The sequence below is a fragment of the Actinacidiphila yanglinensis genome, assembly GCF_900107965.1.
In the GTDB taxonomy this organism is placed as follows: Bacteria; Actinomycetota; Actinomycetes; order Streptomycetales; family Streptomycetaceae; genus Actinacidiphila; species Actinacidiphila yanglinensis.
Window position 1 is genome coordinate 232,482 of the sequence record NZ_FNVU01000002.1, and the last position, 12,245, is coordinate 244,726.

Sequence of the window (12,245 nt, forward strand, 5' to 3'; positions counted from 1 at the left end):
GCGGGCGACTGCCCGCACCGATCGTCTGATGACCTACCCAACCGTATTGCTGAGGTCCCTGTGTCGCTGCCACCCCTGGTCGAGCCGGCCACCGAACTCACCGTTGACGAGGTCCGCAGGTACTCGCGTCACCTGATCATCCCGGATGTCGGGATGGACGGGCAGAAGCGGCTGAAGAACGCGAAGGTGCTGTGCGTCGGGGCCGGCGGCCTCGGCTCGCCCGCGCTGATGTACCTGGCGGCGGCGGGCGTCGGCACGCTGGGCATCGTCGAGTTCGACGAGGTCGACGAGTCGAACCTGCAACGCCAGATCATCCACAGCCAGGCCGACATCGGCCGCTCGAAGGCCGAGTCCGCCCGGGACACCGTCAAGGGCATCAACCCGTACGTGAACGTGATCCTGCACGAAGAGCGGCTCGAGGCCGAGAACGTGATGGAGATCTTCGCGCAGTACGACCTGATCGTCGACGGCACGGACAACTTCGCCACCCGCTACCTGGTCAACGACGCCTGCGTGCTGCTCAACAAGCCGTACGTCTGGGGGTCGATCTACCGCTTCGACGGTCAGGCGTCGGTCTTCTGGTCCGAGTACGGCCCCTGCTACCGCTGCCTGTACCCGGAGCCCCCGCCCCCCGGCATGGTGCCCTCCTGCGCCGAGGGCGGCGTCCTCGGCGTGCTGTGCGCCTCGATCGGCTCGATCCAGGTCACCGAGGCGATCAAGGTGCTGGCCGGTGTCGGCGACCCGCTGGTCGGCCGGCTGATGATCTACGACGCCCTGGAGATGACCTACCGCCAGGTCAAGGTCCGCAAGGACCCGAACTGCGCGGTGTGCGGTGAGCACCCGACCGTCACCGAGCTCATCGACTACGAGGCGTTCTGCGGCGTCGTCTCCGAGGAGGCTCAAGAGGCCGCGCTCGGCTCCACGATCACTCCGAAGCAGCTCAAGGAGTGGATCGACGACGGCGAGAACATCGAGATCATCGACGTCCGCGAGCCGAACGAGTACGAGATCGTGTCGATCCCCGGCGCGAAGCTCATCCCGAAGAACGAGTTCCTGATGGGCTCGGCCCTCGAGCACCTCCCGCAGGACAAGCGGATCGTGCTGCACTGCAAGACCGGCGTCCGCAGCGCCGAGGTGCTGGCCGTGCTGAAGTCCGCGGGCTTCTCCGACGCCGTGCATGTCGGCGGCGGCGTCATCGGCTGGGTCAACACGATCGAGCCGGACAAGCCGGTCTACTAGACCGCTCGCATCGTCGGACGCGCACCGCGGTCGACGACGCGCGAGGCGACGGACGCGTAAGGGGCGGCACCCTGAGGTGCCGCCCCTTACGCATGCCTGCATCCACGCCAGCGGGGCTCAGCGGTTCACGGACTGGATCTCCTGCACCGTCACCATGGTGGGCTGCTCCACGCGGCCGTCGGGCAGCGGCTCTCCGCTGCCGCCGGACCCGGTCCAGCTCACCTTCCAGGTGGCGGTGACGTCGAGCTTGTACGGCCCGGTGGCGTCGGTCGAGTGGCGGTAGGTCACGCCGCAGGGCGGATCGGCCTTCGGGTCGCCGTTGTAGTCCGCGCCGACCGTGCCGTTCGCCCCGATCGGGCAGTCGCCGGAGGCCGGGTGGACCGTGGCGTCGGAGGTGCCCGGGTCGATGTGCACGCTCGCCGCGGTCGCCGTGGTCTGCGCCCAGATCTGCGCGCCGCCGCCGATGTCGACCGAGGCCCGGACCGAGACCGGGGTGTAGTTCTCCGTCAGCCGCACCCAGGTGGGCAGGTTGACCGTCTGCACGTTCACCGGGTTCGTCCTGACCGTCACCCCCGGAACCTTCGTGTGGGCGTACGCGATCCTCGACAGCATCTCGGGCGTGATCACGTCGGGCGTCCCGGCGGGCGGCGTCTTCCCGTTGGGGACGTAGAACGGGATGGTGCCGTTGCAGGAGAACTTCGCCAGGCTGTCGGGGGCGTTCGGGTTCTCCACCGGGCCCCAGAACAGCCCCTTCCCCTGCTGGTCGACGTTGAAGTCCTTGTAGCCCTTCCCGCTGCCGCTCCAGGTGTAGTTGCTGTCGAAGTGCCGCTGGTACTGGTCCATCGCCTCCATGGCGTAGTTCGCCTGGCCCGGGACGTCGGTCGCCTTCACACCCGCGAGGACGTCCTTCTTGAAGGTCACCGGGTCGGCGATCGGGCCGATCCAGCAGGGCGGCGGCGTCCAGTTCGCGGCCACCGACGTGATGGTGTGCGAGCCGCCGCCGGGCGAGCCGGAGGGGTAGGTGAGGGTCACGATTCCCGCGCCGGCACCGATGGTGCCCTTGTCGCTGCTGCCCGAGGTCTTCGTGGACGCCGGCTTCTGCGTCGTGTCATGGGCGTATCCGGGCGCGGCTGAAGCGGCCACGATCAGCATCGCGACCGGTACGGCCCGCCCCCATCTCGCGGCTGTCCTCACTGCTGGCATTCCACGGCCTTCTCTGTGTAGGAGACGGATCGCGCCTGCCACAACTCCGCTTTCGCCGGGGCCTTGGCCAGGACGATGTCGTACGACGTGTAACTGTCGTCACCGGCCGGGGTGATATCGACCTTGCCGGTCGCGACGTCCTTGGCGTAGAGCTTCGCGTCGTTCTCGCAGAAGGTGACTTCGGCGACCGTGTTCTTGGCGGCGAGCTTGACGACCGGGCGGTAGAAGTCGTCCGTGCCGGTCAGGGTGCGCTTCGCCGCGACGTGGTTCTGCACGTAGGTCTTCGCGTAGGTGAGCGCGCCGTCGGTGGAGAACCCGGACAGCGGCGCGGCCTTCGGGTTCTGCTCGACGACGCCGAGCACCATCGACTGCATGAAGTTCGCGGTGGCGGTGAGCGCCGCGTTCTGCGTGGGGTCGCTCGGCGCCGGCCAGTCGAAGTCGAGGGTGAGGTCGGCGGGGAGCTTCACACTGGGGTCGACGGTGATCCGGGAGGTGCTCGCCGGCGACTTCGTCGTCGGTGCCGGCGCCGGTGCCGATGTGCTCGTCGGCGCCTGGATCTTGTCGTCGCCGCCCCCCGAGCCGCCGCACGCCGTCAGGGTGAGGACGGCGGCCGTCCCCAGCGCGGCGGCGGTCACTGCGGTGCGGACTCGCATGGTTCGACGCTCCCCGTTATTCGTCGCAAGGGAGCCCGCCGGGTTCGCGCAACGACCCGCGCACCCGAAATCCGGCCCCCGTGTCCGGATCTCCACCGTAGCGACACACGAGGGTGCGAGGCGAGCGCGGTTCTGTGCGCATTCGGTCACGGACATGTCACGCGGTCAGATGGCGTGGTAGGCGGCGGTGTTCGGGCGGCGTTCACCGATTCCCCCCAAATGCAAGACAACCCTTCCAGGACACAAGGGGTCTTACGAGCCGTCAGATCCCTTATCGGATAAGAGTTGTCTATTCGGATACATCTCCTGAAAGGTCGGACATCCATGCAGCGCATCCATATCCGCGACCGCGCGCACGCCCGCCCCGTGCGCCGGTTCGCCCTCACCGCCGTCGCGCTCGGCCTCGCGGTCGCCGCACCCGCGGCCGCCGCCCGGGCGGACACCACGCGCGACACCCGGCCCGCCGCACCCGCCCATTCCGCGGGCGCCGTGCACGGCGACCACACCACCGGCGCCGCCACCCCGCAGGCCGGCACGACCATCCGCTCGGGCGACCCGCAGTCGACCGTCGGCCACGTGGCGGACTTCTACGGCACCTACATCGACGTGGCGTGGGACGCGCGCAACGACGACCTGCGCAACGACCTGCGCCAGCACTTCCTCACCAGCGGGCTGCGCACGAAGCTCGCCTCCTGGGAGGCCGCCCAGCACGCCGACGGTGTGCTGCGCGCGCAGGACACGCCCACGGGCTGGCAGGTCACGGCCGACGGCAGCGGCGCCGGCCACGCCTTCAGCGTCGTCCGGCTGACCTGGGGCAGCGCGGCCCACCCCGACTACACGTACCTGAAGGTCCAGTCGGACCTGGCGACGCAGCAGATCTCGGACATCGAGGAGCAGTGAACGGTCGGTCGTGGCGCCCGTGCGCCACGACCGGCACGGGTGCGGGCCGCCCGGGCGCTACAACTCCCCTTTGCGGGTGAGGTGCGTGAACGCCAGCCAGCCCGGCAGCACCGGCAGCCAGAAGGTCAGCAGCCGGAAGAAGAGCACCGCCGGGGTGGCCACCTCCTTCGGCAGCCCGGCCGCGATCAGACCACCGGTCAGGGCCAGTTCGACCGCGCCGACCCCGCCCGGCGTCGGCGCGGCGGACCCCAGCGCGTTGCCCGCGAGGTAGACCACCGCGACCGTCGCGAAGCTCAGATGCCCGTCGAAGGCCTGCACGCACCCGTCCAGGCAGGCCACGAAGGTCACCGTCACCATCAGGGTGCCGCCGATGCCGGTGACCAGCTTCCCCGGGCGCTGCAGCACGTCCAGCATGCGCGGCACGACACCGGCGAACAGCGCCCGCACCCGGGTCGAGACGAACTTGCGCAGCGCGGGCACCGCGGTGACCACCAGGACGAGCACGCCGGCGGTCAGCAGCCCGGCGATGACGGTCCTGGAGGGGGACAGCGACGGCGTCTTCTCGGTGCCCGTGATGAAACCGAACGCCATCAGCAGCACGATGTGCGAACCGAGCCCGACCAGTTGCGAGGCGCCGACGCTGGCCACCGCGAGGCCCGGCCGGACCCCCGCCTTCTGGAGGTAGCGGGTGTTCAGCGCCACCCCGCCGACCGCGGCGGGTGCCACCAGCTTCACGAACGACCCGGCGACCTGCGCCATCACCGTCCGCATCCACGACAGCCGCTCCGGCACGAAACCGGACAGCGCGCCGGCCGCGGCGACGTAACTGGCCGCGGAGGCGAGCACCGCGACCATCGCCCACTGCCAGTCCGCGTGCACGATGGCGTGGCCGATCGGCACCGACGACAGCTGGGAGAGCAGGAAGTACGCGGCGAAGGCGCCCGCGATGACCGTGATGAGGGTGCGCGGCTTGATCCGCTCCAGCCGCACCGGCTCCACCGGCGCCTGCGGGCGGATCAGCAGCACCTGCTGCCGGATCCGCGACAGCAGGTCCTCCTCGCGGATCTCCTCCAGCGCGTCCTCCATCGCGCGCTTCTCCGCCTTGCTCTCGGCCTTCCGCTCGGCCTTCGACTGCGCCTTGGCCTGCGCCGTGGGCGGGCCGGCCTGCTCGGCCGCCGCCGGGTCGCGCGCGGGGTGCGTCCGGCTGCGTTCCCTGGCCTCCTTGTCCGCGGCCAGCGTGGCGAGCACGGCATCCCGCTCCCGTTGCGCGCGTTCCCGGTTGAGCATCTTCAGCTGGCCGCGGGTGGAACGGCTCAGCGCGATCGGCTGGAGCAGGGGCAGCGACGCGGCCGCCGCGTCCGGGCCGAGCACCGACAGCGCCGCCGCGACCGCCCGCTCGGGCCCGACCCGCAGCGCCATCGTGGTCAGCAACTGCGCGATGTCCATCCGCAGCACGATGTCGCCCGAGGCGATCTCGCCACCGCGCAGGTCGGTGAGGAAGACCCGTCCGTTGCGGTCCACCAGCAGCGACTCGCCGACCAGCCGCCGGTGGGCGATCCGCCGCGACTGCAGGGCGCGCACCTGCGTCCACGCCTCGCGCATCAGGGCGTCGGTGATCTCCTCGTCCTTCAGCGCGTCCAGCTGCCGGCCGCCGATGTGCTCATAGACCAGCATCACGGCGTCCGGGCCCAGTTCGGAGGTGGCGATCAGCTTCGGCGCGTTGGCCCCCGCGGCGATCGCCGCGTACGCGAGCAGCGCCTCCTGCTCCAGCGCCTGGCGCAGGGACAGCAGGCTGCGGCGCTGCGTGATGCCGCCGACCAGCGACAGCCGCCGCCAGGCCCGGTAGAAGAAGCCGTGCGCCTGCTGCTCGCGGTCCACCACCGTCACGTCCAGCGGCGGGCCGTCCTCCAGGGTGACCAGGTAGCCGCGGCCGCGGTCGGAGTCCGCGCTCTCCGGGCCCTCCTCCACCACGCGGCGCGCGGTCAGCGGCGCGAACCCGACCCGGCGCAGGCCCGCCAGCAGGTTCTGGCCGGTGGGGCGGACATTCGGCGAGCCGACCGCGTAGATCGTGCCGTTGGCGACGGTCCACCCGATCAGCAGGGTCAGTGCGATCGAGAAGGGCGTGGTGTACCCGCCGACCAGCACCGCGAACGCGTCCAGCAGCAGCACGACCCACAGGGCGACCCGCCAGCGCGGGCGTCTGGCCATGCCGGAGGCGGTGACGTACGCGATCACCGGGGCGAGGTAGCCCTGCACCGGGTCGGTCATGCCCAGGCCGCTCGGAGCGCCGTGCGAGAGCGCGTCGCGGATCGGGTCGGGGGCGCCGTTGGTGACCCACAGGTCGGTGGCGAGCGCGGCGCCGTGGGCCAGGACCGCCGCGAGCACGCCGTCCGCGATCCGCAGCCCGTCGCGCTTGATCAGCCGCTCCACGGCGAACGCCACGGGCACGATCAGCACCGCCACGCTCGCGGTGGTGCCGGTGAACGACGAGAAGAAGTCGGGGGCGCGCTCGGCGCCCTTGCTGATGTCGGTCTCGACACCGTTGGTGGTGGCGTGCGCGAAGCCCGCGACGGCCAGCACCACGCCGATGCCCAGCAGCCCCATGATGAAGCGCACCAGGTCGGCGGGGCGGTGCACCCGGGCGGCGAGCAGCGGTTCGTCCACGGACACGGCGTGCCGGGTGGCACCGGACGGTTCGGGTGGCGAGTCCTCCCGGTGCCGGCCCCCGCGGGAGCCGCTCCGGGGCGGTTCGGCGGCGGGCGGCACCTGGCCGCCGGGCGCCGGTCTCTCGCCGTCGTCGGGCCGCGACCCGGAGCCGTCCGGCGGCACCGGCTCGCTGCGCAGGAGCGCGTCGGACCCCGATCGGAAGGGTTCTTCCGGCACGCGGTGGGAGCCGTGCGGCCCGGTGGCGGGCGGCTGCTCGGCGCCGTCAGCGGGCTCCGGCCTCCCGGCGGGCGCCGCGGCATCCGGCTCCGGGGCGGACGAGGACAGCCCTCCGGAGGCGCCGGCGGCTCCTGCCGCTCCGTCGGCGCCCTGCTTGTCCCCGGTCGTCTCTTCTTGATCTCGTATCACCAGTCACCGCCCGGACGATGGTGGCATGCGCCGAGTGTGTGCGGAGCCGGAACCCCCCGGTGTCGGAGGTGTGCGGCAGGATGGGCCGGGTGAGCGAGGCAAGTGGTGCGGCCGGGACGGACGAGCTGGGTCCGTACGCCGAGAAGGTGCTGGACGCGGTGGATCTCATCCCGCCCGGCCGGGTCATGACGTACGGCGACGTGGCGGAGTGGGTGGGGGAGGGCGGCCCGCGCCAGGTCGGCCGGGTGATGGCGGAGTACGGCGCGATGGCCCCGTGGTGGCGCGTGGTGCGCTCCGACGGGGTGCTGCTGCCCGGGCACGAGCTGAGCGCCCTCGCCGAGTACCGCGCGGAGGGCACCCCGCTGCGCTCGGCCGGACCGGCCGCGGAGGGGCACGTACCGCGCCTGGACATGCGCCGGGCCCGCTGGGACGGCACGCCGGACCACCCCGGGTCCGCGCCCGGCGGCGGGACCGGGGGCGAGCCCGGGCCGGAGGGCGGCGCGGGCGGCGGATGACGGCCGGAGGGTCATGTCATCCAGCTTCCGCCATACGGGGGCAATGTGTGCCACGACCTGCCCGTACGGAGTACATTCCCTGACCACCACGAAACCGGCGAACCACGTGAACCCCTCTTCCCCTCTCCCTGGCGTTTCCGCCGGCAGCGCCTCCGCCGCCGCCGGGCGCGGCGCCCCGGCCGGCGACGCGCGCGCGACCCGCCCGGGCGTCGGAGGCTACCGGCTGGTGCGGACGCCCGCGGTGTCCGCCGCGCCTCCAGTGCTGGACGCGTCCCAGCGCGCTGTGGTTGAGCACGGGCAAGGACCACTTCTGGTGCTGGCCGGCCCCGGCACCGGGAAGACCACCACCCTGGTCGAGGCGGTGCTCGCGCGGGTACGGGCCGGCACCCCCGCCGACCGCGTGCTCGTGCTGACCTACGGCCGCGCCGCCGCCGTCGAGCTGCGCGACCGGATGGCGGCCCGCGCGCAGGAGGCCACCGGCAGCGCCACCGCCGCGCCGTCCGCCACCACCTTCCATTCCTTCTGCTACGCGCTGCTGCGCGCGCACCAGGACCCCGACACGTTCGCCGAACCCGTGCGGCTGATGTCCGGGCCCGAGCAGGACCTGATGGTCCGCGAGCTGCTCGCCGGGCAGGCCCGGCTCGCCCGCGAGGGCCGCGCCAAGGTGCGCTGGCCCGACGACCTGCGGGCCGCGCTCACCACCCGCGGCTTCGCCGACGAGGTGCGCGCCGTCCTCGCCCGCACCCGCGAACTCGGCCTCGCCCCGCGGGCGCTCGCCGACTTCGCCCGGCGCATCGGACGCCCCGACTGGCTCGCCGCCGCCGCCTTCCTCCAGGAGTACCTCGACGTCGCGGACCTCCAGGGCGTCATCGACTACACCGAGCTCGTGCACCGCGCGGTCCGCCTGGTGCACCGGCCCGAGGTGCACACCGAACTGGCCGGGCGGTACGACGCGGTCTTCGTCGACGAGTACCAGGACACCGACGCCGCGCAGGTCCGGCTGCTGCGCGCGATCGCCGGGCAGGGCCGCACCCTCGTCGCCTTCGGTGACCCCGACCAGTCGATCTACGCCTTCCGGGGCGCCGACGTGAACGGCATCCTCGACTTCTCCACGGCCTTCCCCGACCGGGCCGGCCGCCCGGCCCCGGTCCGCGTGCTCACCGGGAACCGCCGGGCCGGCGCCGCGCTGCTCACCGCCGCCGGGCAGCTCGCCGGGCGGATGGCGCTGCCCCGCCTGCCCGCCGCCGCGGCCCGCGCGCACCGCGCGCCCGCCGCGCAGCGCCCCGGCGGCGCCCTCGCGGTGCGCACCCATCCGACCCCGGGCGCCGAACTGGACGCCGTCGCCGACGCGTTGCGCCGCGCCCACCTGGAGGACGGCGTCCCCTGGTCCGACATGGCGGTGCTCACCCGCACCACCTCCGCGCTGCCGGGCCTGCGCCGCGCTCTCACCTCCGCCGGCGTGCCGGTCGACCTCGCCCCGTCCGCGACCCCCCTGCACGCCGACCCGGCGGTGGCACCGCTGCTGCTCGCGTTGCGCGTCGCGGCGGAGGCGGAGACGGCGGTACCCGCGGGGGCGCGGGAGGAGGCGCGGGAGGCCCCGGCGGGTTCGGGCGAGGGGAGCGGCGGCGTCAGCACCGGCGAGGATCCCGCGGAGGAGCAGGCCGTGGAGGAGCCGGCCGCACCGGGCGCGAAGGGCTCCTCGGGCGAGCCGGGCCCCTCGGCTGAGGAGGAGCCCCCGGGCGAGCAGGACCCGCCCCACGAGGATGACGGCCCGACCGCGCTCGCCCTCACCGTCGAGGACGCGCTGACGCTGCTCACCTCGCCGCTGGGCGGCATGGACTCGGCGGACCTGCGCAAGTTGGGGCGGGCGCTGCGCGAGGAGGAACGCACGGCCGGCCAGGCGGTGCCGCGCCCCTCGGACGCACTGATCGCGGACGCGGTCGCGCGGCCGGAGCGGCTGGCGGCGCACGACCCGGCGTACGCCCGGGGCGCCCAGCGGGTGGGCGCGCTGCTCGCCGCCGCCCGGGCCGGGCTGGCGGCCGGTGGCACCGTCGAGGACGCGCTGTGGGCGCTGTGGAACGGCTCGCCCTGGCCGGGACGGCTGGAGCGGGCCGCGCTGCGCGGCGGTCCGGCCGGGCGCAACGCCGATCGCGACCTGGACGCGGTGTGCGCGCTGTTCGAGACGGTCGCCCGGGCGGAGGAGCGTACCGGCGGCCGCGGGGCGCTGAACCTGATCGACGAACTGTCGTCGTTCGACATCGTGGCCGACACGCTCGGCGGGCGCGGCATAGCGCCCGACGCCGTACGCCTGATGACCGCGCACCGGGCGAAGGGCCTGGAGTGGCCGCTCGTCGTCGTCCCCGGGGTGCAGGAGGGCGTGTGGCCGGACCTGCGCCGCCGGGGCTCGCTGCTGGAGGCGGACCGGATCGGCCGCGACGGGCTCGCGCCGCCGCTGACCCCGGGCGCGCTGCTCGCTGAGGAGCGCCGGCTGTTCTACGTCGCGGTGACCCGTGCCCGGGACCGGCTGCTGGTGACCGCGGTGCGGTCCGCGGCGGACGACGGCGACCAGCCCTCCCGCTTCCTCGCCGAGCTCGGGGTGGAGCCCGTGCACGCCGGCCACCGCACCCGCCGCCCGCTCGCGGTCGCCGCCCTCGTCGCGGAACTGCGGGCGACCACCGTGGACCCCGCCGCGTCCCCCGCACTGCGGGACGCCGCCGCCCACCGGCTGGCCCGGATGGCCGCGCTCACCGACGAGGGCCACGCGCTGGTCCCCACCGCGCACCCCGACCGCTGGTGGGGCCTGTACGAGCCGACCCGCTCGGCCGCGCCGGTCCGCGACCGGGACCAGCCGGTCGTGCTGTCCGGCAGCGCCCTCGACCAGCTCGCCAACACCTGCGCGCTGCAGTGGTTCCTGGGCCGAGAGGTCAAGGCCGACCCCCCGTCGACGGCCGCGCAGGGCTTCGGCAACGTGGTGCACGTCCTCGCCGACGAGGTGGCCTCGGGCCGCGCCCCCGCCGACCTCGACGTGCTGATGGCCCGGCTGGACTCGGTGTGGGACGCGCTGGCCTTCGACGCGCCCTGGAAGTCCCGCCAGGAGAAGGAGAATGCCCGCGCCGCCCTGGAGCGCTTCCTGCACTGGCACGTCATGGAGCGCGGCCGCAAGCCGGTCGCGGGGGAGCACGCCTTCGACGTGACTTTGGAGGCCGGCGACGCGCAGGTGCGCATCCGCGGCAGCATGGACCGGGTGGAGACCGACGCCGAAGGACAGGCGTACGTCGTGGACTTCAAGACCGGCCGGGCCAAGCCCACCGCGAAGGAGGTGGCCCGGCACCCCCAACTCGCGGTCTACCAGCTCGCCGTCCGCGAGGGCGCGGTCGACCCGCTCTTCGGCGGGGTCCGTCCCGCTCCCGGTGGCGCCGAACTCGTCCAGCTCCGGCTCGGCGCCACCCGCAAGGAGGGCGGCGACGCGTTCCCGGCGATCCAGCGGCAGGAGCCGGTGGAGGGGGAGTGGGCGCAGGACCTGCTCGCGGAAGCGGCCGGACGGGTGCTGGACGAGCGCTTCACGCCGGCGGCCGGCCACCACTGCGCGCACTGCGCCTTCCGCTCCGCGTGCACCGCCCGGCCGGAGGGGCGGCAGGTCGTCGAGTGAGCGCGGCGGTCGTGGAGCGGGCGCGGCGGTCCGGGGGAGGCGGCCGGGATCCGCGTGACGGCCTGTGGATAACCGAAAGCAGACGGTCGCAGCCCGGCGCTATGGTGTGTACAGACCAAGGGGAGACTGGGTTCGTGTCGCTGGCAGCGTGCGCCCCCGGGGGGATTCGAGGGGGCGGCCATGGCGGCCACACGCAGGATTTCGGCGGCGCTGATCGCGGTCGCGGCGGCCGCGGCCGTGCTCACCGGGTGCGGCGGGGACGACGACTCGGCCGGCGACCCGATCGTGGCGCCGGCCGGCACGCTCGAGCAGACCGGGCCGTTCGCGGGGGAGAGCGCCGACCAGATCCTGTCGGACGCGGAAGCGGCGACGAACACCGCTTCCTCCCTGACGGTCGACATCCGCGGCACCGACGACGGCGGCGGCAAGGCGCACCTCACCGCCGCGATCACCGCCAGCGGCAAGTGCGCGGCCTCCGTCGAGACCGACGGCGAGAGCCCGACGCAGGTCATCGGTGTCGACGAGAAGTACTACTTCAAGGGCGACGCCGCGTACTGGGAGGACGTCGGCGGCAGCCACGGCGACGAACTTGCCCAGGCCTTCGGCGGCAAGTGGGTCGAGGTGCCCGCCGACGAGTCCGACCAGTTCGACCAGTTCTGCAATCTGCACGACCTGCTCGCCTCGGACGACGACTCGCCGATCACCAAGGGTGCCCCGACCACGCACTACGGTCAGCCGGTGGTCCCGCTCAGGGAGCAGGACGACGACGAGGGCGACGGCCCGAGCGTGCTCTACGTCGCTGCCGAGGGCACCCCGTACATCCTCGGAGTGGAGAGCGAAAACCTGGGCACCATCCGCTTCACCGACTTCGACAAGGCGCCCGAGATATCCGCGCCCCCGGCCCGCGACACCGTCGACCCGCGTTCGGTCGGCGGGGACCTGCCGAGCTTGTCGGTCTGACCCCACCGCCGGTGTCGTCCCCGACCCGCGGCCCGGTGATGCGTGTCGGCCCGG

At 73.6% G+C, this 12,245-nt stretch carries 8 protein-coding genes; 5 read left to right on the forward strand and 3 right to left on the reverse strand.

The genetic code is table 11. The annotated features are described in order from the left end of the window. Positions 1–60 precede the first annotated feature (60 nt). The gene (gene moeZ, locus C4U44_RS05000) at positions 61–1,239 is read left to right on the forward strand and encodes an adenylyltransferase/sulfurtransferase MoeZ (RefSeq protein ID WP_103884379.1); all 1,179 of its coding nucleotides are present in this window, start codon (positions 61–63) and stop codon (positions 1,237–1,239) included. Between the two features lie 117 nt (positions 1,240–1,356). Here the strand turns inward: moeZ and C4U44_RS05005 are convergent, their stop codons facing one another. Beyond that, positions 1,357–2,382, reverse strand: a complete 1,026-nt coding sequence (locus C4U44_RS05005) for a hypothetical protein (RefSeq protein WP_146088194.1) — start codon at positions 2,380–2,382, stop codon at positions 1,357–1,359. 47 nt (positions 2,383–2,429) lie between these two features. After that, positions 2,430–3,095 (reverse strand): hypothetical protein, encoded by a 666-nt coding sequence (locus C4U44_RS05010; protein ID WP_146088195.1) that lies wholly within the window; start codon positions 3,093–3,095, stop codon positions 2,430–2,432. 324 nt (positions 3,096–3,419) lie between these two features. On the opposite strand from C4U44_RS05010, the gene C4U44_RS05015 reads away from it, so the two are divergent. Further along, entirely contained in the window at positions 3,420–3,995 is a 576-nt protein-coding gene (locus tag C4U44_RS05015; RefSeq protein ID WP_235031811.1) for a hypothetical protein, read from the forward strand. A 57-nt stretch (positions 3,996–4,052) separates the two neighbouring features. Here C4U44_RS05015 and C4U44_RS05020 read toward each other — a convergent pair whose 3' ends face one another. Beyond that, positions 4,053–7,067, reverse strand: a complete 3,015-nt coding sequence (locus tag C4U44_RS05020) for a lysylphosphatidylglycerol synthase domain-containing protein (protein ID WP_407642781.1) — start codon at positions 7,065–7,067, stop codon at positions 4,053–4,055. An 80-nt stretch (positions 7,068–7,147) separates the two neighbouring features. Here C4U44_RS05020 and C4U44_RS05025 point away from each other — a divergent pair, with 80 nt between their 5' ends. The 3 genes from C4U44_RS05025 (at position 7,148) to C4U44_RS05035 (ending at position 12,191) form a co-directional block, all read left to right on the forward strand. Beyond that, positions 7,148–7,582: an MGMT family protein gene (locus tag C4U44_RS05025; protein ID WP_235031812.1), complete on the forward strand. Its 435-nt coding sequence runs from the start codon at positions 7,148–7,150 to the stop codon at positions 7,580–7,582. A gap of 226 nt (positions 7,583–7,808) precedes the next feature. After that, positions 7,809–11,231, forward strand: a complete 3,423-nt coding sequence (locus tag C4U44_RS05030; protein ID WP_407642782.1) for an ATP-dependent helicase — start codon at positions 7,809–7,811, stop codon at positions 11,229–11,231. A 180-nt stretch (positions 11,232–11,411) separates the two neighbouring features. Continuing rightward, positions 11,412–12,191, forward strand: coding sequence for a hypothetical protein (locus tag C4U44_RS05035; RefSeq protein ID WP_103884384.1), 780 nt, complete (start codon positions 11,412–11,414; stop codon positions 12,189–12,191). The last annotated feature ends 54 nt before the right edge of the window (positions 12,192–12,245 follow it).

What these genes read in the sequence shown, in the direction of transcription:
- C4U44_RS05010 (WP_146088195.1), bottom strand. Translation starts at nt 3,095, where the DNA reads ATGCGAGTCCGCACCGCAGTGACCGCCGCCGCGCTGGGGACGGCCGCC.
- C4U44_RS05015 (WP_235031811.1), top strand. Translation starts at nt 3,420, where the DNA reads ATGCAGCGCATCCATATCCGCGACCGCGCGCACGCCCGCCCCGTGCGC.
- C4U44_RS05025 (WP_235031812.1), top strand. Translation starts at nt 7,148, where the DNA reads ATGGGCCGGGTGAGCGAGGCAAGTGGTGCGGCCGGGACGGACGAGCTG.
- C4U44_RS05035 (WP_103884384.1), top strand. Translation starts at nt 11,412, where the DNA reads ATGGCGGCCACACGCAGGATTTCGGCGGCGCTGATCGCGGTCGCGGCG.